At 70.0% G+C, this 21,601-nt stretch carries 17 protein-coding genes and 2 tRNA genes; 4 read left to right on the top strand and 15 right to left on the bottom strand.

The window, feature by feature from the left end:
* Window positions 1-38: 38 nt before the first annotated feature.
* From ACWCXX_RS00540 to ACWCXX_RS00520, 5 genes are all read right to left on the bottom strand, one after another.
* The gene (locus tag ACWCXX_RS00540) at window positions 39-1,058 is read right to left on the bottom strand and encodes a rod shape-determining protein (protein WP_392080979.1); all 1,020 of its coding nucleotides are present in this window, start codon (window positions 1,056-1,058) and stop codon (window positions 39-41) included.
* A gap of 289 nt (window positions 1,059-1,347) precedes the next feature.
* Window positions 1,348-1,761, bottom strand: a complete 414-nt coding sequence (gene ndk / locus ACWCXX_RS00535) for a nucleoside-diphosphate kinase (protein ID WP_451122786.1) — start codon at window positions 1,759-1,761, stop codon at window positions 1,348-1,350.
* A gap of 96 nt (window positions 1,762-1,857) precedes the next feature.
* On the bottom strand, window positions 1,858-2,217 hold the full coding sequence (locus ACWCXX_RS00530) for a DUF4233 domain-containing protein (RefSeq protein ID WP_451122784.1): 360 nt from the start codon (window positions 2,215-2,217) through the stop codon (window positions 1,858-1,860).
* Between the two features lie 3 nt (window positions 2,218-2,220).
* Window positions 2,221-3,744: a bifunctional tetrahydrofolate synthase/dihydrofolate synthase gene (folC, locus tag ACWCXX_RS00525; RefSeq protein WP_451122782.1), complete on the bottom strand. Its 1,524-nt coding sequence runs from the start codon at window positions 3,742-3,744 to the stop codon at window positions 2,221-2,223.
* A 128-nt stretch (window positions 3,745-3,872) separates the two neighbouring features.
* The gene (locus tag ACWCXX_RS00520; protein WP_451122780.1) at window positions 3,873-6,494 is read right to left on the bottom strand and encodes a valine--tRNA ligase; all 2,622 of its coding nucleotides are present in this window, start codon (window positions 6,492-6,494) and stop codon (window positions 3,873-3,875) included.
* A 140-nt stretch (window positions 6,495-6,634) separates the two neighbouring features.
* Between ACWCXX_RS00520 and ACWCXX_RS00515 the strand changes: the two genes are divergently transcribed.
* A complete protein-coding gene (locus ACWCXX_RS00515; protein WP_451122778.1) occupies window positions 6,635-7,609 on the top strand; it encodes a hypothetical protein in 975 nt (324 codons plus the stop codon).
* 66 nt (window positions 7,610-7,675) lie between these two features.
* Here ACWCXX_RS00515 and clpX read toward each other — a convergent pair whose 3' ends face one another.
* The 5 genes from clpX to ACWCXX_RS00490 all read right to left on the bottom strand — a co-directional run bounded on the left by clpX (window position 7,676) and on the right by ACWCXX_RS00490 (window position 12,450).
* On the bottom strand, window positions 7,676-8,974 hold the full coding sequence (clpX, locus tag ACWCXX_RS00510; RefSeq protein ID WP_450312217.1) for an ATP-dependent Clp protease ATP-binding subunit ClpX: 1,299 nt from the start codon (window positions 8,972-8,974) through the stop codon (window positions 7,676-7,678).
* A gap of 157 nt (window positions 8,975-9,131) precedes the next feature.
* Window positions 9,132-9,812: an ATP-dependent Clp protease proteolytic subunit gene (locus ACWCXX_RS00505; RefSeq protein ID WP_283851564.1), complete on the bottom strand. Its 681-nt coding sequence runs from the start codon at window positions 9,810-9,812 to the stop codon at window positions 9,132-9,134.
* Window positions 9,813-9,892: 80 nt separating this feature from the next.
* Window positions 9,893-10,498, bottom strand: coding sequence for an ATP-dependent Clp protease proteolytic subunit (locus tag ACWCXX_RS00500; protein ID WP_187438547.1), 606 nt, complete (start codon window positions 10,496-10,498; stop codon window positions 9,893-9,895).
* A 265-nt stretch (window positions 10,499-10,763) separates the two neighbouring features.
* Entirely contained in the window at window positions 10,764-12,161 is a 1,398-nt protein-coding gene (gene tig / locus ACWCXX_RS00495) for a trigger factor (protein ID WP_451122776.1), read from the bottom strand.
* 212 nt (window positions 12,162-12,373) lie between these two features.
* Window positions 12,374-12,450 (bottom strand) — tRNA-Pro (locus ACWCXX_RS00490).
* 168 nt (window positions 12,451-12,618) lie between these two features.
* Between ACWCXX_RS00490 and ACWCXX_RS00485 the strand changes: the two genes are divergently transcribed.
* A tRNA-Gly gene (locus tag ACWCXX_RS00485) sits at window positions 12,619-12,692 on the top strand.
* 226 nt (window positions 12,693-12,918) lie between these two features.
* Here the strand turns inward: ACWCXX_RS00485 and ACWCXX_RS00480 are convergent.
* Window positions 12,919-13,113: a hypothetical protein gene (locus ACWCXX_RS00480; RefSeq protein WP_383710152.1), complete on the bottom strand. Its 195-nt coding sequence runs from the start codon at window positions 13,111-13,113 to the stop codon at window positions 12,919-12,921.
* 478 nt (window positions 13,114-13,591) lie between these two features.
* On the opposite strand from ACWCXX_RS00480, the gene ACWCXX_RS00475 reads away from it, so the two are divergent.
* Complete coding sequence (locus ACWCXX_RS00475; protein WP_451122774.1) at window positions 13,592-14,743, top strand: acyltransferase family protein; 1,152 nt, start codon at window positions 13,592-13,594, stop codon at window positions 14,741-14,743.
* Between the two features lie 56 nt (window positions 14,744-14,799).
* Here ACWCXX_RS00475 and ACWCXX_RS00470 read toward each other — a convergent pair whose 3' ends face one another.
* From ACWCXX_RS00470 to ACWCXX_RS00460, 3 genes are read right to left on the bottom strand one after another with little or no spacing between them, the layout of a single operon-like run.
* Window positions 14,800-15,306, bottom strand: a complete 507-nt coding sequence (locus tag ACWCXX_RS00470; protein ID WP_451122772.1) for an HD domain-containing protein — start codon at window positions 15,304-15,306, stop codon at window positions 14,800-14,802.
* 9 nt (window positions 15,307-15,315) lie between these two features.
* On the bottom strand, window positions 15,316-17,781 hold the full coding sequence (locus ACWCXX_RS00465) for an ABC transporter permease (RefSeq protein WP_451122770.1): 2,466 nt from the start codon (window positions 17,779-17,781) through the stop codon (window positions 15,316-15,318).
* The gene (locus ACWCXX_RS00460; RefSeq protein WP_451122768.1) at window positions 17,781-18,635 is read right to left on the bottom strand and encodes an ABC transporter ATP-binding protein; all 855 of its coding nucleotides are present in this window, start codon (window positions 18,633-18,635) and stop codon (window positions 17,781-17,783) included. Before ACWCXX_RS00460 ends, ACWCXX_RS00465 begins: the two co-directional genes overlap by 1 nt.
* Window positions 18,636-18,923: 288 nt before the next feature.
* Here ACWCXX_RS00460 and ACWCXX_RS00455 point away from each other — a divergent pair, with 288 nt between their 5' ends.
* Window positions 18,924-20,126, top strand: coding sequence for a cation:proton antiporter (locus tag ACWCXX_RS00455; RefSeq protein ID WP_451123520.1), 1,203 nt, complete (start codon window positions 18,924-18,926; stop codon window positions 20,124-20,126).
* A 254-nt stretch (window positions 20,127-20,380) separates the two neighbouring features.
* Here the strand turns inward: ACWCXX_RS00455 and ACWCXX_RS00450 are convergent, their stop codons facing one another.
* Window positions 20,381-21,526 carry a PP2C family protein-serine/threonine phosphatase gene (locus tag ACWCXX_RS00450; protein WP_451122766.1) on the bottom strand — a complete coding sequence of 382 codons (1,146 nt, stop codon included), beginning with the start codon at window positions 21,524-21,526 and terminating at the stop codon, window positions 20,381-20,383.
* Window positions 21,527-21,601 lie beyond the last annotated feature (75 nt).

The following is a 21,601-nucleotide window of genomic DNA, read 5'->3' as shown; positions in this document are numbered from 1 at the left end:
GTGTTGTCCACCGTGTTGTCCACCTGGTGGGCGGTGGTCTACCTGCGGGGCTGGGCGTCCAGCACCTGCTGGAGCGCCTCGAACTCCTCGACGCACTTGCCCGAGCCGAGGGCCACCGAGTCCAGCGGGTCCTCCGCGATGTGGATCGGCATGCCGGTCTCGCGGCGCAGCCGCTCGTCCAGCCCGCGCAGCAGCGCGCCACCGCCGGTGAGGACGATGCCGCGGTCCATGACGTCGCCGGAGAGCTCCGGCGGGCACTTGTCGAGCGTGGTCTTCACGGCGTCGACGATCGCGTTGACCGGCTCCTCGATGGCCTTGCGGACCTCCGCGGCCGAGATGACCACGGTCTTGGGGAGCCCGGAGACCAGGTCGCGACCGCGGATCTCGGTGTGCTCGTCCTTCTCCAGGTCGTACGCCGAACCGATCGTGATCTTGATCTGTTCGGCGGTGCGCTCGCCGAGGAGGAGCGAGTACTCCTTCTTGATGTGCTGGATGATCGCGTTGTCCAGCTCGTCGCCCGCGACCCGGATCGACTGTGCGGTGACGATTCCGCCGAGCGAGATGACCGCGACCTCGGTGGTGCCGCCGCCGATGTCGACGACCATGTTGCCGGTGGCCTCGTGGACCGGCAGCCCGGAGCCGATGGCTGCCGCCATGGGCTCCTCGATGATGTGCACCTGACGCGCCCCGGCCTGCGTCGACGCCTCGATCACGGCACGGCGCTCGACCCCTGTGATACCGGAGGGCACGCAGACGACCACCCGCGGGCGGGCCAGGTAGCGGCGCTTGTGGATCTTCAGGATGAAGTAGCGGAGCATCCGCTCGGTGATCTCGAAGTCGGCGATCACGCCGTCCTTCAGGGGGCGCACGGCAACGATGTTGCCCGGTGTGCGCCCGATCATCTTCTTGGCCTCGGAGCCGACCGCCAGGATGCCGCCGGTGTTGGTGTTGATGGCCACGACGGACGGCTCGTTCAGGACGATGCCGCGCCCCCTGACGTACACCAGCGTGTTGGCAGTCCCGAGGTCGATAGCCATGTCACGGCCGATGAACGACATTGAGTTCCCCTTGTTCCCCATGAGGATGCGTCGGGCCTTCCGAGAAAGCACTGTGGCTTGTTCTGGACGGCGAGGTGAGCGCTGTGGGCGTGGAAGATTCCATCGTAGTGCCGCGTGCGCGGACACGGTGCGAGGGTCCTTCGCCATTGTGGGCGGAACGGGTGGCCGCTCCGCTCATGGTGACGTTACGTCGGAGGCATGCGTTCCCGCGATCCGGAACCCTATGCCGAAGGGCGACCGAATTAATTCGGTCGCCCCGGGTCATGAGCGCTGTTCGGCTGATCAGGGGTCAGGAAAGTCCGGGGAAGAAAAGCTTCATCTCCCGCTCCGCGGACTCCTCGGAATCCGAGGCGTGGATCAGGTTCTCCCGGGTGATCGTGCCGAAATCACCACGAATGGAACCGGGCGCTGCGGCGATCGGGTCGGTGGGACCGGCCAGCGCACGGACGCCCTCGATGACCCGCTCGCCCTCGGCGACCAGCGCCACGACCGGGCCGGACTGCATGAACTCGACGAGCGGCTCGTAGAACGGGCGGCCGACGTGCTCCGCGTAGTGCTGCTCCAGCGTGGCCCGGTCCAGGGTACGCAGCTCCAGCGCGGTGATCCGCCAGCCGGCCTTGCGCTCGATCCGCCCGACGATCTCGCCGACCAGTCCGCGCCGGACCGCGTCGGGCTTGAGGAGAACGAGGGTGCGCTGAGTCATGGTGTGCTGCTCCTTGCAGGCATGCGGGTGCGGTGAACCGAGGCTACAGGTGTACGGGTGCGGACCGGTGGCCGGGCCCGGTCGGCGGGTGGGCCTTCAGCCACCCGCCGGTGCCTCGGCCGCCTCCTGCGCGGCCGCCCAGCGGGCCTTCGCCTCGTCGACCTTGCGGCCGTAGTGCACCGACGCCCACCACAGCCCGCCGAAGACCGCGCCGAGGAAGAACATCGTCGGGACGACGAAGCCGCTCAGCACCAGGGCGATCTGCAGCGCCCAGCCGAGCTGTATTCCGCCGGGGCGGGTGATCATGCCGCAGAGCAGCACGGACAGCAGCATGCCGATGCCGCAGACCGTCCAGACCGTGGCGTCCGTCAGGCCGTCGGACTTCATCGCAACGAGTCCCGCGAAGCCGATCACGAAGAACTCACCGATCAACGTCGATGCACAGAGCGTACGCACGGGTCAACGCCTTCCCAGAAGCAGCCGGGCCTCACCGACCGTGATCACGGAGCCGGTCACCAGGACGCCGGCGCCCGCGTATTCGTCCTCCTCCTCGGCGAGGGTGATCGCCGCCTCCAGCGCGTCGTCCAGGCGCGGTTCCACCTGGACCCGCTCGTCGCCGAAGACCTCGACCGCGACGGCGGCCAGTTCGTCGACGTCCATCGCGCGACCGCTGGAGTTCTGGGTGACGACGACCTCGGCGAAGATCGGCTCGAAGGCTTCGAGAAGCCCCTTGACGTCCTTGTCGCCGCTGGTGCCGACCACTCCGATCAGCCGGGAGAAGCCGAACGCCTCGGAGAGTCCCTCGGCGGTGGCGGTGGCACCCGCCGGGTTGTGCGCCGCGTCCAGGACGACGGTGGGGCTGGAGCGGACGACTTCGAGGCGGCCCGGCGAGATCACCGAGGCGAACGCCTGGCGGACCGTCTCCATGTCGAGCGAACCGGGCCGCTCGGCACCGATCCCGAAGAACGCCTCCACCGCGGCGAGCGCGACCGCGGCGTTGTGCGCCTGGTGGGCGCCGTACAGCGGGAGGAAGATCTCCTCGTACTCGCCGCCGAGGCCGCGCAGCGTCAGCAGCTGCCCGCCGACGGCGATCTCGCGCGAGACGACGCCGAACTCCATGCCCTCGCGGGCGACCGTGGCGTCGACCTCGACGGCCTTCTTCAGCATGACCTGCGCGGCGTCCACGGGCTGCTGCGCCAGGATGACCGTGGCGCCCTGCTTGATGATCCCGGCCTTCTCGGCGGCGATCTCGGCGGGCGTGGAGCCGAGCCGGTCGGTGTGGTCCAGCGAGATGGGGGTGACGACGGCGACCGAGGCGTCGATCACGTTCGTCGCGTCCCAGCTGCCGCCCATGCCGACCTCGACGACGGCGACGTCGACCGGCGCGTCGGCGAAGGCCGCGTAGGCCATGCCCGTCAGCACCTCGAAGAAGGAGAGCCGGTAGGGCTGGTCGTTGTCGACCATCTCCACGTACGGCTTGATCTCCTGGTACGCCTCGACGAAGCGCTCGGGGTCGATCGGGGCGCCGTCCAGGCTGATCCGCTCGGTGATCGACTGGACGTGCGGCGAGGTGTAGCGGCCGGTGCGCAGGTCGAAGGCGCCGAGCAGCGCCTCGATCATGCGGGCCGTGCTCGTCTTGCCGTTGGTCCCGGTGATGTGGATCGAGGGGTAGGCGCGCTGCGGCTCGCCGAGCACGTCCATCAGCGCGGCGATGCGCGTGACGGAGGGCTCCAGCTTGGTCTCGCCCCAGCGCCCGGCGAGCTCCTGCTCCACGGCGCGCAGCGCCTTGTCCACCTCGGGGTCGGCGGGGCGGGCGGGGACCGCCTCGCCCTGCGGCGGCCCGGAGCGGGTGCGCAGCGTGCGGCTCCCGGCCTCGATCACCGCCAGGTCGGGGTCGCGCTGGGTCTCTTCGTCGACGATCTCCGCGAAGGTCTCGTCGGGATCGGAGTCGTCGTGCCGGTCGGAAGGGCGGGGCTCACTCACGGGGCCAGTCTACGGATGGGCGCCGACAACGCGCGCAGCGCCCGGTGGCCGGGCCCGCGAACCGTGCCCGGAACGGGCGAAGCCCCCGTGGCCCCCTGTCCAGGGGTCCACGGGGGCTTCGTACCGGCTCAGCCCTGCGGCAGCTTCGCCAGCTGGCCGGAGATGCGCTCGATGTCCGCCTCGGCCTTGGCGAGCCGGCCGCGGATCTTGTCGACCACGTTGTCCGGGGCCTTGCCGAGGAACGCCTCGTTGGAGAGCTTGCCGAGCGCCTGGGCCTTCTCCTTCTCGGCGGCGCCCAGGTCCTTCGTCAGGCGCTTGCGCTCGGCCTCGACGTCGATGGTGCCGGAGAGGTCGAGGGCGACGGTGGTGCCCGCCACCGGCAGCGTCGCGGTGGCCTGGAAGCCCTCCCCGGCGGGCTGCAGGCGCAGCAGCTGGCGGATGGCCGCCTCGTGCCGGGCGAGCGGCGTACCGGTCAGGGCCAGCTCGGCCGGGACCTTCTGGCCGGGCTGCAGGCCCTGGTCGGAGCGGAACCGGCGGACCTCGGTGACGACCTGCTGGACGAGTGCGATCTCCTGCTCGGCCGCGTCGTCGCGGAAGCCGGAGTCCTTCGGCCAGTCGGCGACGACGACGGACTCCCGGCCGGTGAGCGCGGTCCAGAGCGTCTCCGTGACGAACGGGACGACCGGGTGCAGCAGGCGCAGCATCACGTCGAGGACCTCGCCCAGGACCCGGCCCGAGACCTCGGCGGGCCGGCCGCCCGCGAAGAACGTCGTCTTGGACAGCTCGACGTACCAGTCGAAGACCTCGTCCCAGGCGAAGTGCCGGAGCGACTCGCTGAGCTTGGAGAACTGGAAGTCGTCGTAATACGCGTCTACTTCGGCGACGGTCTTGCCCAGCCGGGAGAGGATCCAGCGGTCGGTCACCGACATCTCGTCGGCGGCCGGCAGCTCGCCCTCGATCGTCGCGCCGTTCATCAGCGCGAAGCGAGTGGCGTTCCAGATCTTGTTGGCGAACTTGGCGGAGCCCTGGACCCACTCCTCGCCGATCGGGACGTCGACGCCGGGGTTGGCGCCGCGCGCCAGCGTGAAGCGCAGCGCGTCGGAGCCGTACTTGTCCATCCAGTCCAGCGGGTTGACGACATTGCCGAAGGACTTCGACATCTTCTTGCCGTACTCGTCGCGGACCATGCCGTGCAGGACGATGGTCTCGAAGGGCGGGACGCCCTCGTTGACGTACAGGCCGAACATCATCATCCGGGCGACCCAGAAGAAGAGGATGTCGTAGCCGGTGACCAGGACGGAGTTCGGGTAGAACTTCGCGAGGCTGTCGGTCTTCTCCGGCCAGCCGAGCGTGGAGAACGGCCACAGGCCGGAGGAGAACCAGGTGTCCAGGACGTCGTTGTCCTGCGTCCAGCCCTCGCCGGTCGGCACCTCGTCGTCCGGTCCGACGCAGACGACCTCGCCGTTCGGGCCGTACCAGACGGGGATGCGGTGGCCCCACCAGAGCTGGCGCGAGATGCACCAGTCGTGGAGGTTGTCGACCCAGTCGAAGTACCGCTTCTCCATCTCCTGCGGGTGGATCTTGACCTTGCCGTCGCGGACGGCGTCACCGGCCGCCTGGGCGAGCGGGGCGACCTTGACCCACCACTGCATGGACAGCCGCGGCTCGACGGTGGTCTTGCAGCGCGAGCAGTGGCCGACGGAGTGGAGGTACGGACGCTTCTCGGCGACGATCCGGCCCTCGGCGCGCAGCGCGCCGACGATGGCGGAGCGGGCCTCCATGCGGTCGAGTCCCTCGAAGGGGCCGGGGACCGTGATGACGGCGCGCTCGTCCATGACCGTGAGGAACGGCAGGTCGTGGCGCTTGCCGATCTCGAAGTCGTTCGGGTCGTGCGCGGGCGTGACCTTCACGGCACCGGTGCCGAACTCCGGGTCGACGTGGTGGTCGGCGACGACGGGGATCGTGCGGTCGGTCAGCGGCAGCTTGATCCGCTTGCCGACGAGGTGCTTGTAGCGCTCGTCGTCGGGGTGGACGGCGACGGCGGTGTCGCCGAGCATCGTCTCGGCGCGGGTGGTGGCGACGACGATGGTGTCGTCCCCCTCGCCGTACGTCATCGAGACGAGCTCGCCGTCGTCGTCCTGGTACTCGACCTCGATGTCCGAGATCGCGGTCAGACAGCGCGGGCACCAGTTGATGATGCGCTCGGCGCGGTAGATCAGCTCGTCGTCGTACATCTTCTTGAAGATGGTCTGGACGGCGACGGACAGGCCCTCGTCCATGGTGAAGCGCTCGCGGGACCAGGCGACGCCCTCGCCGAGGCGGCGCATCTGGCCGGAGATCTGGCCGCCGGACTCGTTCTTCCACTTCCAGACGCGCTCGACGAAGGCCTCGCGGCCCAGGTCGTGGCGGGACTTGCCCTCCTTGCCGAGCTCCCGCTCGACGACGTTCTGGGTGGCGATGCCGGCGTGGTCCATGCCGGGCTGGTACAGCGCCTCGTAGCCCTGCATGCGCTTGCGGCGGACCAGGGCGTCGATCAGCGTGTGCTCGAAGGCGTGCCCGAGGTGCAGGCTGCCCGTGACGTTCGGCGGCGGGATGACGATGGAGTACGGCGGCTTCTCGCTGTGCTCGTCGGCCTCGAAGTAACCCCGTTCTACCCAGCGCTCGTACAGCTTCCCCTCTACCTCGGCCGGTGCGTACTGGGTCGGCAGTTCGGGGTTGCTGGCTGGCGTCTGCTGAGTGTTCTCGGTCACGGGGGACAGTTTAGGGCCGTCACAGTCATGCACTGAAACGGGATTGTTCGGTAACGGTGTTCCTCCCGGTGCTCCACTGGGAGGAACCTTCCGTCAGGATGTTCGGAACGCACAGGCATCACGAACAGGGGACACCGCAGATGAGCTACAACCAGCCGGGCCCGTACGGTGGCCAGCAGCCCCAGGGCCAGCCCGGCCCCTACGGTGGCCAGCCGGGCCCGTACGGCCAGCAGCCCCCCACTCCCCCGTACGGCGGTCAGCCGGCCTACGGCGGCCAGCCCCCGCAGGGCCAGCCCGGTTACGGCTACCCCCCGCCCCAGCAGCCCGGCCCGTACGGCCAGCAGCCCCCCACCCCTCCGTACGGCGGCCAGCCGGCCTACGGCGGCCAGCCCCCGTTCCCCCCGGCGGAGCCGAAGAAGAAGACCGGCCTGATCGTCGGCGGCGTGATCGTGGCGCTGGCGGTCATCGGCGGCGGCATCTACTTCCTGACGGGCGGCGGTGGCGCGAGCAACAGCGATGTCGCGGACTCCACCAAGGGGTACAAGCTGACGCCGGCTGCGTCCGTGGACGAGTACACGAAGAAGGGCGATGGCGACGGCAAGACCGGGCCCATGACGGGCAAGGACAAGACCGAGGCCGAGGCCATGGGCATCAAGTCGCCGAACGAGGCGGGCGGCGAGTACGCGAGTGGTGACGTGGATAAGAACCCGCTCACCGCGAAGATGCTCATGCTGAAGGGCGTGTGGGGCGAGGTCGACGACCCCGCGAAGACGCTCGACGCCGCCTTCGCGGGCGCCAAGATGGAGATGGAGAAGGAGAAGGACGACAACAACGTCACCCTCCTCGGATCTCCCGAGACCGTCGAACCCGCCGGGTTCAAGGGCGCCCTGATGAAGTGCCAGACCCTGAAGACGGTCAACAAGGGTGCCGACGGGACCGTGCAGAACGGGCCCAAGGAGATCCTCACCCCGGTCTGCATCTGGGCCGACTACAGCACGGTCGGCATCGTCTTCGGCATCGACATCGGTGCGGCCATGACCAACAAGGCCATGCCGACGGAGGACGTCGCCGCCCTTGCCGCCAAGCTCTACAACACGTCCCGCACCAAGGCCTGATCACCTCGCGGTACGCGGAAGAGGGGCGCCCGGCCGGGCGCCCCTCTTCCGTATGCGTACGTACCGCTACGCGGACTTCTCGTGCCGGCCGCCGTCGCCGTTGCCGATCGTGCGCGGCTCGCGCGGGACCAGGGTCGGGTTGACGTTGTCGCGGACGACGTCCGCCGTGATGACCACGCGGGCGACGTCCTTGCGGGACGGCACCTCGTACATCACGGACTGGAGGACCTCCTCCATGATGGCCCGCAGGCCGCGCGCGCCGGTGCCGCGCAGGATCGCCTGGTCGGCGATGGCCTCCAGGGCCGGGCGGTCGAAGTCCAGCTCCACGCCGTCGAGTTCGAACAGCCGCTGGTACTGCTTCACGAGGGCGTTGCGCGGCTCGACGAGGATCTGCAGCAGCGCCTCGCGGTCCAGGTTGTGGACCGAGGTGAGGACGGGCAGGCGGCCGATGAACTCCGGGATCATCCCGAACTTCACCAGGTCCTCCGGCATGACCTCCTGGAACTGGTCGCTCGCCTCGATCTCCCGCTTGGAACGGATGGTCGCGCCGAAGCCGATGCCCTTGGCACCCGCCCGCGCCTCGATGATCCGCTCCAGACCGGAGAAGGCGCCGCCCACGATGAACAGCACGTTCGTCGTGTCGATCTGGATGAACTCCTGGTGCGGGTGCTTCCGGCCGCCCTGCGGCGGTACGGAGGCGGTGGTGCCCTCCAGGATCTTCAGCAGGGCCTGCTGGACGCCCTCGCCGGAGACGTCACGGGTGATCGACGGGTTCTCGCTCTTGCGGGCGACCTTGTCGATCTCGTCGATGTAGATGATCCCGGTCTCGGCCTTCTTGACGTCGTAGTCCGCGGCCTGGATCAGCTTCAGCAGGATGTTCTCGACGTCCTCGCCGACGTAGCCGGCCTCCGTCAGCGCCGTCGCGTCGGCGATGGCGAACGGGACGTTGAGCATGCGGGCCAGCGTCTGCGCGAGCAGCGTCTTGCCGGAGCCCGTGGGGCCCAGCAGCAGGATGTTGGACTTGGCCAGTTCGATGGCGTCGTCCCGGCCCTGCGCGCCGCCGTTCTCGCCTGCCTGGACCCGCTTGTAATGGTTGTACACAGCGACCGAGAGGGCCTTCTTCGCAGGCTCCTGCCCGACGACGTACCCCTCGAGGAACTCGTAGATCTCGCGCGGCTTCGGGAGTTCCTCCCACCGCACCTCGGAGGTCTCGGCGAGCTCCTCCTCGATGATCTCGTTGCAGAGATCGATGCACTCGTCGCAGATGTACACACCGGGACCCGCGATGAGCTTCTTCACCTGCTTCTGGCTCTTTCCACAGAACGAGCACTTGAGCAGGTCGCCGCCATCACCGATGCGTGCCACGAGGTGCTTCCCCTTCGCCTGGGAGCAGCTTGGTTCAGCGGCTCCTGGTGCCTCTATCCGACGGTACCTTGCCTTGCCCCCCGTTCGGGGCCCCCTTGGCACGGTTCACACGGTAAAGACCGGGCGAACGTGGCGCGCCAAGGGGCGAAGGCCGACGTCAGACGGCCGCGGCCGCCTGCTTGCGGGTCGACACGATCTGGTCGATGAGACCGTAGGCGAGGGCGTCCTCGGCGGTCAGGATCTTGTCGCGTTCGATGTCGTCGCGGATCTTCTCCAGCGGGGTGGTGGAGTGCTTGGCCAGCAGCTCCTCCAACTGGGTGCGCATCCGCAGGATCTCGTTGGCCGCGATCTCCAGGTCGGAGAGCTGCTCGCGGCCGGTCTGCGAGGACGGCTGGTGGATCAGCACACGGGCGTTGGGCAGTGCCATGCGCTTGCCGGGCGTGCCCGCGGCGAGCAGCACGGCCGCGGCGGAGGCCGCCTGGCCCATGCAGACCGTCTGGATGTCCGGCTTCACGAACTGCATCGTGTCGTAGATCGCGGTGAGCGCGGTGAACGAGCCGCCGGGGCTGTTGATGTAGATGGAGATGTCCCGGTCCGGGTCCATCGACTCCAGGCACAGCAGCTGCGCCATGACGTCGTTGGCGGAGGCGTCGTCGATCTGCACGCCGAGGAAGATCACGCGCTCCTCGAAGAGCTTCGCGTACGGGTCGTACTCGCGCACGCCCTGCGAGGTGCGCTCCACGAAGCGCGGCACGATGTAGCGGTTGTCCACCTGCGGGCCGGTGTAGAGGCCGCTCGCGGAGGCGCCGGGGAAGTTGTTCATGTGGGTGTTCACCATCCTGGTGGCGTTCTGTGGCTGGGTGTCTCGGCGTACGAGAGGTGCGCGGGGCGGTGGTGCCGGACCCGGTGGGTGCCGGCTCAGGCGCCGGTGCCGCCGCCGCCCGGAACGCCCGATGCGGCCGTGATGATCTCGTCGATGAGGCCGTACTCCTTGGCCTCCTCCGCGGTGTACCAGCGGTCGCGGTCGCCGTCACGGATGATCGTCTCGACGGTCTGGCCGGAGTGACGGGCGGTGATCTCCGCCATGCGCTGCTTGGTGCGCAGCAGGTACTGGGCCTGGATCTTGATGTCCGAGGCCGTACCGCCGATGCCGGCCGAGCCCTGGTGCATGAGGATGTCGGTGTTCGGGAGCGCGAAGCGCTTGCCCGCGGTACCGCCGGTGAGCAGGAACTGACCCATCGAGGCCGCCATGCCCATGCCGATGGTGACCACGTCGTTCGGGATGTACTGCATGGTGTCGTAGACCGCCATGCCGGCCGTCACCGAACCACCGGGGCTGTTGATGTAGAGGTAGATGTCCTTCTCGGGCTCCGCGGCGAGAAGAAGCAGCTGCGCGGTGATCTTGTTGGCGATCTCGTCGTCGACCTGCTGGCCGAGGAAGATGATGCGCTCGCCGAGCAGCCGGCTGTAGACCTGGTCACCGAGGCCTCCACCGAGGGACGGCTCTCCGGCGGCGTAGGGCATCAGATTCGTCACGTATCCACCTGCTCGTCTCTGACGGCTCCGGCCGTCTCAGCGTCTTCGTACCGGGTGGGCAAGGACTCCCCTGCCCTTCCTATTCATGGACCCTAACGCGCAGGTGGGACAACGCCATCCCGCTTCCGCAACTGTTCGCTCGGAGCGCAAGGTCCGCAGTCCGCACAAGGGGTGTGAGGCACCGCGCGCCATATGGCGACGGGCTCCGGACGCGACTGCGTCCGGAGCCCGTCGGAGGGGTTCAGCGCGAGGCTCAGGCCTCGTTCTTCTCCTCGGCGGCCTCGGCAACGGCCTCGGTGGTGCCCTCGGCGGCCTCGACGGCCTCGATGGCCTCCTCCTCGTCGTCCTCCAGGTCGATGACCTCGCCGTTGGTGTCGACGACCTTGGCGGCCTCGACGACCACGGCCAGCGCCTTGCCGCGGGCGACCTCGCCGACGAGCATCGGCACCTGGCCGCCCTCGACGACGGCCTGGGCGAACTGGTCGGGGCTCATGCCGGAGGAAGCGGCACGCCGCATGAGGTGCTCGGTGAGCTCCTCCTGGTTGACGTTCAGCTTCTCCTTGTTGACGATCTCGTCCAGGATGAACTGGGTCTTGATGCCCTTGATCGCCTGCTCGGAGGTCTCGGCGTCGAACTCCTCGACCGTCTTGCCCTGGATCTCCAGGTACTTCTCGAGGGTCAGACCCATCTGCCCGAGCTGGTGGTGCTCCAGGTTGTGCTTGCGGGTCTGCACCTCGTCCGCGAGCAGCTTCTCCGGGATCGGGACCTCGGCGAGCTTGAGCAGCTCGTCCAGGACGCGCTCCTGGGCCTGGGTGGCCTGGTCGTACTGCTTGGTGTTCTCCAGGCGCTTGCGGCTGTCGGCCTTCAGCTCGTCGAGGGTGTCGAACTCGCTGGCCATCTGGGCGAACTCGTCGTCCAGCTCGGGGAGCTCACGGGCGGCGACCGCGGAGACCTTGACGGTGACCTCGGCCTCCTTGCCCTCGGCCGAACCGCCCTTCAACTCGGAGGTGAAGGTGGCCTCGCCACCCGCCTCCAGGCCGGTGACCGCGGCGTCGATGCCGTCGAGGAGCTCGCCGGAACCGATGGTGTACGAGACACCCTCGGCCACGCCGTCCTCCAGGACCTCGCCGTCGACCTTGGCCTCCAGGTCGATCGTCACGACGTCGCCCTCGGCGGCGGCGCGCTCGACCGGGTTGGTGGAGGCGAAGCGTCCGCGGAGCTGCTCCACGGCCTTCTCGACGTCCTCGTCGGTGACCTCGATGGCGTCGACGGTGACCTCGATGCCGGAGTAGTCCGGGATCTCGATCTCGGGGCGTACGTCAACCTCGGCGGTGAAGGCCAGCAGTTCGCCGTCCTTCAGCTCGGTGATGTCGACCTCGGGCTGACCGAGGACGTTGAGCTCACCCTCGTTGACGGCCTCGGTGTAGAACTTCGGGAGCGCGTCGTTGACGGCCTCCTCCAGCACCGCACCGCGACCGAACCGCTGGTCGATGACCCGGGCAGGGATCTTGCCCTTGCGGAAGCCCTTCACCGTGACCTGCTGGTTGATCTTCTTGTACGCCGCGTCGAGGCTGTCCTTGAGCTCCTCGAAGGGCACCTCGACAGTGAGCCGAACCCGGGTCGGGTTCAGGGTCTCCACGGCGCTCTTCACGGTTCGGTCTCCTTGGTGGCTGACTTCTTGGGGTTCTGCTCCGCCGCACGGGAGGCGGCTTCGCGGACCGAGCCCGGTACATCAGACACACGGGCACGCAATTTGCATAGTAACGGCAAGGAGACTGACTCCCACAATGCGATCCCGCCCGTGCTCCGCGATCTTCCGGGTGGCCCCGGAACGCCGCCTGCGAGGGTCCCTGATCGTGCCGGTGGTCGGGGTGGCCGGATTCGAACCGACGACCTTCCGCTCCCAAAGCGGACGCGCTACCAAGCTGCGCCACACCCCGTCGGTGCGACACGTAGGGTACATGCAGTCGGACAGTGCGTCGGCCCCTTCCGGCGGGCGTCGCCGAACGCCGCGCCGGGCAGCCCCGGGCAACGGGTGTGCGGGCAACGCCCGCGACCCGCTACGATGCTTCACGTGCCGCCGGTCCCCGGACCCGCGGTGCGGCTTTGCGGGCGTAGCTCAATGGTAGAGCCCTAGTCTTCCAAACTAGCTACGCGGGTTCGATTCCCGTCGCCCGCTCCATGCTCGGGCCCGGTCCGGCGAATCACTCGCCGACCGGGCCCTTTGCGTTCTTCGTGTTCTTCGTGTTTCACGGCCGCGCCGTTCCCCGGGCCGGTCCCCTTCGCACGGCCGCGCTCCTCACGACGTGCCGCGCGGGTGCCCGGCGCCGGGCCGGAAGGGGTCTCCCCGCCGGGCCGCGTACGGCCCCCGGACCGCGTGCGACATCTGTCGCCGGGTCAGGAGGAGATCAGAAGGAGATCTGGTTGATGGTCTCGGCTATCGAGTTCATGAACCGGTTGATCGACGGCGCCATGCCGGTCGACGCCAGGAAGAAGCCGAAGAGCGCCGCGACGATCGCCGGTCCGGGCTTGATGGAACCGCCCCGGATCATGACCACCAGGATGATCGCAAACATGAGCACCACGGACAGTGAAATGGCCACGACTGATCACACCCTTGGTCGGTACACCTTGCCGGCCCGGAGATGTGCGGCCGAGCACCCTCCGTCGCACTCCATCGTGCCACCAACTCCCCTGTGGTCGCTGCCGGGTGACGGGTCGGACTGACGAGATCGCGCCATCCTTGCGCCCCGCGCGCGCCAGGGGCGCACGGCTGCACAGCGGGTCGCACAGAGGTCACCGCAGACCCCGTCCACCTGTGGGCGGGCTGTGAACAATCCGGCCCGACAAGCCCTGCAATGTGATGGTTTCCATATCCCCACACTTTATTCACATGCAATTCCAAGGTTCGAGTGCGATGAAATTAACGACTCTCAACAGCCTGGCGATATGCCCCATTTAAGGTGGATGAATCGGCGCATAGCGGGCGGTTGACGGTGGTTTCACTTTCGATTGGGCGGGAACGCGAGATATCCACGAGCGGTTTTACGAATTGCAATCGAGGCGTCTAAGGTGCATGAGATGTTCCACGCTCCGAACGCATTTCAGAGGGCCCCGCTCCCATCGGCGACCCGGGAGTCGGAGCCCAGAAACCGAGGGACGACGACGGCCACCGCGGCGCCCTCACCGGTGGCGAACAAGCCGTCGGCGCCCCCGTCGGCGAAGAAGCGCGACGCCTACTTCGACAACGTCAAATACCTGGCCATCGTGCTCGTCGCGGTGGCGCACTCGTGGGAACCGGTGATGGAGGGCAGCCGGACCGCCCGCGCGCTGTACATGGTGGCGTACGCCTTCCACATGCCGGCGTTCATCATCGTCTCCGGCTACTTCTCCCGCTCCTTCGACATGTCCGCCGCCAAGGTGAGGCGCCTGATCACCGGCGTCGCCGTGCCCTACGTGGTGTTCGAGACCGCGTACTCGCTGTTCAAGCGGTACGCGGACGACTCGCCGGACCAGCCGATCAGTCTGATCGACCCCTGGTACCTCACCTGGTTCCTGATCGCGCTGTTCGTCTGGCGGATCACCACGCCCCTGTGGCAGGCGCTGCGCCACCCGCTGCCGGTCGCGCTCGGCATCGCGGTGCTCGCCTCCTTCTCCCCGACGATCGGCAACGACCTCGACCTCCAGCGCGTCCTGCAGTTCCTTCCGTTCTTCGTGCTGGGGCTGCGGCTGCGGCCCGAGCACTTCCACGCGGTGCGCCGGCGCGAGGTGCGGATGTTCGCGGTCCCGCTGTTCGCCACGGCCCTGCTGGTCGCGTACTGGGCTGCGCCGCGGATGCAGCTGGGCTGGTTCTACCGCAGCAACAGCGCGCAGGAGATGGGCGCCCCGTGGTGGTCCGGTGCCGTGATGACGCTGGTGATGTTCGGCTGCGCGCTGCTGCTCACCATCGGGTTCCTGTCCTGGGTGCCGCGCCGCCACACGTGGTTCACGGTGCTCGGCGCCGGCACGATCTGCGGCTACCTGCTGCACGGCTTCCTGATCAAGGGCGCCGACTACGCCGGGGTGTTCGACGTCTACGGGTGGCTCGCGGCGCCCGGTGGCCTGATCCTCGTCTCCGTGGTCGCGGCCGGGGCGGTGACGGTGATGTGCACGCCGCCGGTGCGGCGGGCGCTGCGCGTCGTGACGGAACCGGACATGAACTGGGCGTTCCGCAGGGATTCGGCCAGGCTCTGACAGCGAGCCCTCGGCCCCGGGGCCGGCGCCCCGACCTCGGGGCTCCGGCGCCGGGGTCAGTCTCGCGCCGTGTTGGCTTGAACCGATTGCTCGCCGGGCCGTTCGGCCGGGGTGAGCCCGAGCAGCTTCCGTACCCGCGCATATTTCTCGGTCAGCCGGGTACGGGTGGCCGGTTCCAGGACGGCGAGGCGGACCGGGTCGGCGTTGTGCGCCAGGTCGGACTCCTTGACCAGCAGGGCGCCCGGGGTGTCGAGGATGCGCCGGGTGTACGCGGCGAGGTCCTCGCCGCCCCTTTTGGTGACGGCGAGGACCATGTCCTTGACCGACTGCGGCAGTGCGGCGGCGGCCAGCCATTGCGCCGACAGCGCGTCGTCCTCGACCGCGTCGTGCAGCCAGGCCGCGGCGATCTGTTCGTCGCTGCCGCCCCTGGTCCGTACGCCCTCGGCGACGGCCGCGAGGTGTTCGGTGTACGGGCGCCCCGCCTTGTCCCGTTGCCCGGCGTGGGCCTCGCGGGCGATCGCCTCGACTTCGGCCAGGGTCAGCTCGCTGCGTGGGGTGGTCATGGACCGACTCTACGGACGGGCGGCCGTCCTGCGCAGGGCCGCCCTGGCCGGGACCGTGGTGGCGACGAGGCCGAGTCCGACGATCGCGGCGACGAAGGACCCGTAGAGCAGCGGCGGGATGTACGGGGACTCGCCGGTCAGGCCCTTCATCATCGGGACGAGGGTGGCCAGGGCGATTCCGGTGCCGAGCGCGGCTCCGGCGACCGTGACCAGCAGCGCCTCCCAGCGGATCATGCCCATGACCTGGCGGCGGGTGGAGCCGACCAGCCGGAGCACGGTCAGTTCGCGGCGGCGGTCGAGGACGGTCATCACGAGGGTGTTGACGGCGGCGATCCCGGCGAACCCGCCGAGGACCGAGGCCATGGTGGTGTTGGCCCAGGCGTTGAGTTCGCGGTTCTCGTCCTGGGCCGCGGCGTAGCCGGAGCGGTCGGAGACGGTGCCGAGCGCGGTGAGCTTCCGCGCGGCGGCGGGGGTGGCGCGCACCAGCAGGTCGGAGGCGTACGGCGAGGTCACATGGGCCTTCAGGTCGGCCGCGGGCAGGGTGACGAGGCTGGTGCCGAGGCCCCGGCCGTAGACCGCGACGACCTTCGAGGAGGCCTTGGTGCCGTCCGGCATCCGCAGGGCGAGCCGGTCGCCGGGGTTCAGGTCGAGCGATTGGGCGAGCGTGGTGTCGACGGCGACGGTTCCGGGCCGCAGGGCGGCGAGGGACCCGCTCCTGACGTCGAGGTCCTGCACCTCGGAGAGTTCCCTGCCGGTGCCGATGACGCCCTGCGCGGAGGCGCTCTGGAGCATCGGGTCGCTCGATCCGCCGGGCACCAGGACGGAGCTGCGGAGCAGTCCGACGGCGGTGGAGACGCCGGGGGTGGCGGCGGCCCGTTCGGTCGCGTCGGAGGCGAGTCCCGCCGGGGCGGAGACGACGTGGTCGGCGACGACCGCGTCGCGCTGCTGGTGCGCGGTGACCCGTTCCTCGCTGGTGTGCATGAAGACGAGCGTCGACGAGAAGGCCATCGCGAGCACGATCGGGGTGATCGCGGAGGCCAGTCGGCGGGAGTTGGTGAGGGAGTTGGCGGCGGCCAGCGAGCCGGACGCCCCGGCGGCGCGCAGCGGCAGTCCGATGACGGCGGCGCAGATCCGGGCGATGACCGGGCCGAGCAGTCCGACGGCGACCATGAAGAGCATGACGACGCCCAGGGCCGCGTTCGCCGAGTCCGTTCCGGAGGTGGCGGCGGCGACTGCGGCGAGGGCCACGCCGCCGATGAGGGCCACGATGCCGAGCGGGGTGCGGATCACGCCGAACGGGGCGCGTTCCACGGCCGTCTGGGCGAGGGCGAGGCCCGGCTTCATCTTCGCGGGGCGGCGCGCGGCGAGGTAGCCGGCGCCCAGTGCGGTGGCCATGGTGACGAGGACGGCGACGGCCAGGGGCAGCGGGGAGACGTGCAGGACGACGGCGTCGGGAATGGCTCCCCGCTCCTGGAGCCGGCCGAACCACCAGGTGGCCAGGGCGGTTCCGGGCAGGCAGCCGAGCGCTCCGGCGAGCGGGGCGACGAGCAGGGATTCCGCGGCGATGCTGCGGCGCAGCTGGCGCGGGGTGGCGCCGATGGCGCGCAGCAGGGCGAACTCGCGGCCGCGCTGGCCGACGGAGAGGGCGACCGTACCGGCGGCGGTGAAGACGGCGACCATGGTGGCGACGCCGCCGAAGGAGCCGCCGAGGCCGACGAGGAGGTCCTTGGCGCCCGCGAGGGCCGGGGTCTCGGCGGCGCCCCGGTCGTCGCCGGTGTGGACCTGGGCGGTGGCGGTGTGGCCGACGGCCTTGCGCACCTGGTCGGCGAGGGTGTCGGCGGAGGTGCCCCGTTCGGCGAGCACGGCGACGGCGTCGACCCGGCCGGGGTGTCCGGAGAGCTGTACGGCCTGCCGGTCGGCGAACCAGACGGTGGTGCCGGGGGCGGTGGTGCCCGAGACCTGGAACGTGCGCAGGCCTGCGGGGGTATCGAGGGCGATCCTGTCGCCGACCTCGGCCCCGGTGCCGGCGGGGACGACGACCTCGCCGGTCCGGGGGGCCTCGCCGGTGACCGGCCGGGTGCCGGTGAGGACGGCGGAGCCCCAGCCGTGGGCGGTGAGCGGGGTGCCGTCCCGGCGCACGGAGTAGGTGACGTCGCCGATCGCGGTGGCCGCGCCGGGGGCCGTCGCGGCCCGGTCGACCAGGGACAGGGGCAGCCGGGCGGTGTCCGGGACGGTCACGGGCGTGTCCGGATCGTCGGCGCCGAACTTCAGGTGGATCTGCTGGTCGGCGGCCACCACCACGGGGGCCTTCGCGTAGCGCTCGGCGGGCACACTGGCGCGCAGGCCGGTCTCCAGCAGGATGCCGCAGGCGGAGACGATGGCCGCGGCCAGCAGGAGCGCGACGAACGTCCCGACGAACGACGAGGGTTTGAAGCGGACGGCCGCGCGGGCGAGGCCGTTGGGGACGAGGGACATCAGGCTGCTGCTCCTGCGTGAACGGGGGTGGTGCGGGTGGTGCGGGCGGTCAGCGCGGTCATCCGGGCGGCGATCCGGGCTGCGTCGGCGCGCGGCAGGCGGTCCGCGATCGCGCCGTCGGCGAGGAAGAGCACCTGGTCGGCGTAGGCGGCTGCGGCCGGGTCGTGGGTGACCATGACGACGGTGGCGCCGAGGCCGTCCACCGCGTCGCGGAGCAGGGCGAGGATCTCGGCGGCCGTGGTGGTGTCGAGGGCGCCGGTCGGTTCGTCGGCGAAGACCACGTCGGGGCGGGTGACCAGGGCGCGGGCGACGGCGACGCGCTGCTGCTGGCCGCCGGAGAGCTGGCCGGGGCGGCGCCGGCCCTTGTCGCCGAGGCCGACCCGGGCGAGCATCTCGGCCGCGTCGCGGCGGCCCCGGGCGGAACGGGGGCGCTGTCCGGCCAGGCGCATGGGGAGGACGACGTTCTGCTCGACCGTCAGGGACGGGAGCAGGTTGAAGGACTGGAAGACGAAGCCGAGGCGGGTGCGGCGCAGTTCGGTGAGCCGGTTCTCGCTCATGCCGGTGATCTCGGTGCCGCCGAGGCGTACGGAGCCCTCGGTGGGGCGGTCGAGCCCGGCCGCGCACTGGAGGAAGGTCGACTTCCCGGAGCCGGAGGGACCCATGACGGCGGTGAAGGAGGCGCGCGGGAGGGCCAGGTCGATGCCCCGCAGCGCGTGGACGGCTGAGCCGCCCCGGCCGTACTGCCTGCGGACACCGCGCAGTTCGACCGCGAGGTCCGAAGGCCCGGACTCCTGGTGGATGCCCGTCGTGTACTGCCTGTCCTGCGCCCGCTGCCCGGTGCCTCGCAGCCCCATGATGTCCGCCTCTCCATGCTCGCCGGCCGCTTCTTCGGCCGTGCTTCGAACCTATGGATCGGGGGTGGTCCCGGAACATGGCGGCTGCTGGCGGATCGGGGGTGGGGAAAACCCCAGGTGGTGCGTGGGGTGAGCGGTCCCGGGGCAGTGGGAGCGGGCGGCCCGGCTCTACGAGGGGGCATAGTTTCGACGTCAATCGTTCGGTAAACTAATTACTGACGACTTCTTGACGTTCTCTTGACCAAACGAAGGATCAGGCTCATCGGACACGCAGACACGCTCCTCGCCATGGGCGGCGCCTTCCTCGCCGCCGCCGTCCTCGCCCGCTTCGGCAGCCGCATCGGGCTGCCGACCATCCCCCTGTTCATCCTGGCCGGAATCCTGCTCGGCCCGCACACGCCCGGCATCGTGCTCGTCGCCGACCCGCACGACCTGGAGATGCTCTCCGCGCTCGGCCTGGTGCTGCTGCTCTTCTACCTCGGTCTCGAGTTCCACCTCGACGACCTCAAGGCCGGCGGGCGCAAGATGCTCATCGCGGGCTCCGTCTATCTGGCGCTGAACGTCGGCGCCGGGCTCGCCTTCGGCTTCGCCCTGGGCTGGGGCACCTCGGAGGCCCTCGTCCTGGCCGGGGTCATCGGCATCTCCTCCTCGGCCATCGTGACCAAGATCCTGGTCGACACGAAGCGCCTGGCCAGCCCGGAGACCAGGACGATCCTCGGCATCATCGTCGTCGACGACGTCTTCCTCGCCCTCTACCTCGCCGCCCTGCAGCCGATCCTGTCGCGCTCGGACAGCCTCGGCGCCGCGGTGCTCGACGGGGGCAAGGCGTTCGGCTTCCTGCTGCTGCTCGCGCTCACCGCACGGTTCGGCACGAAGCTCATCAGCAGGCTGATCCACACCTCGGACGACGAACTGCTCGTCATCTCCTTCCTCGGCGCCGCCGTGTTCGTGGCGGGGGTCTCCGAGTGGTTCGGGGTCGCGGACGCGATCGGCGCCTTCATGGTGGGCCTGATGCTCGGCAGCACGACGTCGGGCGAGCGCATCCTCAAGCTGGTCCATCCGCTGCGCGACGCCTTCGGGGCGATCTTCTTCTTCGCCTTCGGCCTCTCCATCAATCCCGGCGACCTGCCGGGCGTGATGTGGCCGGTACTGGCCGCCGTCGTGCTGACCGCGGCGATGAACATCGCCTCCGGCATGGTCTCCGCACGGGTCTACGGCTTCGGCCCGCAGGCCGCGGCGAACATCTCCACCACCCTGACGGCGCGCGGCGAGTTCGCGCTGATCCTCGCCACGATGGCCGCCGGCGCGGGACTGGACGAGCGGCTGCCGCCGTTCATCGCCGGCTACGTGCTCGTCCTCGCGGTCCTCTCCCCGCTGGCGGCCGGACGGTCGCACTGGCTGGCCCGCGTCCTGCCGGGCGGACGGGGCGGGGGCGAGAACGACGGAGACGGTGACGGCGCCGAGACCGGAAAACTCACGGTCCCGGCCTGAACCGGCCCGACCCGACCGGGCCCGGCCCGAACAGACCTGGCCCGAGCGGTCTCGGCCTGGACAGTTCCGGCCCGGGACGACGAGGGCGGGGCGTGGGCAGCGGTGGCGGCACCCCGGCAGCCCCGCCCTCGCCCCCGTCGCCCGTTCCCGCTCCCGTACGCCGCTGCTCCGCTCCCGTCGCCCCACACGATCCGGTGAGGGGCCGATTCGCGTTGACGCGCGCCGGGTTCGGCCCGTTTGCGTACGGTTCGGGCTCAGGCCCTGCGGGAGAGCAGCAGCAGCGCCCGGTCGTCGTTGACGTCCTTGGCGCACGCCTCGATCAGATGCCAGGCGGCGCCCTCGAACCCCGTGGTGACGTAGCGGTCGGCCTCGCCGGTCAGCCGGTCGATGCCCTCCGCGATGTCGCGGTCGGACGCCTCCACCAGACCGTCCGTGAACAGCATCAGCACGTCGCCGGGGGCCAACGAGCCCTTCACGGCGTCGAACTGGGCTCCGTCGTACACCCCGAGCAGCGGCCCCTCGGCCGCCTTCTCCTCCCACTGGCCGCTGCCCGAGTGGAGTTGCAGGGCGGGCGGGTGTCCGGCCGAGAAGAGTTCGTAGTCGCCCGATTCGAGGTCCAGGACCAGATGGATCGAGGTGGCGAAGCCCTCGTCCCAGTCCTGGCGCAGCAGATAGCCGTTGGCCGCGGGCAGGAAGCCGTGCGGGGGCAGCGATCCGAGGAGCCCGCCGAAGGCCCCGGACAGCAGGAGGGCGCGGGAGCCCGCATCCATCCCCTTGCCGGAGACGTCGGTGAGCACGGCCTCCAGGGTCCGGCCGCCGTTGGTGCAGGCGGCCACGACGAAGTCGCCGGAGAAGGACTGCCCGCCCGCCGGGCGCAGCGCCATCTCGCGGTGCCAGCCCTGCGGCAGCCGGGGCAGGGCGCTCTGCACCCGGATGCGTTCGCGCAGGTCGAAGAGCATGGTGCCGCCGCGCCGCCACGGCACCCCGACCCGGGCCCGGAACTGGGCGACGACCAGCCCGAAGAGACCGCAGGCGGCGACCACCAGGACGATGCCGGGGGTCACCCGGCCCGGCCCGTCGTCGTACGGGCCCAGCCCGACCGACTCCACGATCAGGGCCGTGGCGGCGGTCGCGTACAGGCCCAGCAGGCTCGCGGGCCGCAGCAGCAGTCCGCCCGCGACGATCGGCAGGGCGAGGGCGGCCGGTGAGCACCACAGCGGGTAGAGCAGGGTGGCGCAGGTGATGACCGGAACGGTCAGCAGCAGTCCGGCCAGCGCGATCCAGTCCGCCCCGTCGCCGCGGAAGTAGTCGACCCCGGACCTGCGCAGCGCGATGCGTGCCCGGTGCGCCGATTTCCGCAATCGGGCCGGGTACGAGTCTGTTCCTGCGCGTCGTGCCATTGCGGGGACCCTATCTACCCGACGGCCCCCGGTGCAGGGGGCCCCTGTGACAATGCGTTCGAAATTGGGTCGCCC

Source organism: Streptomyces sp. NPDC001732, from assembly GCF_053596315.1.
The sequence above is the reverse complement of the archived record's forward strand: the minus strand, read 5'-3'. Positions and strand labels throughout refer to the sequence as shown.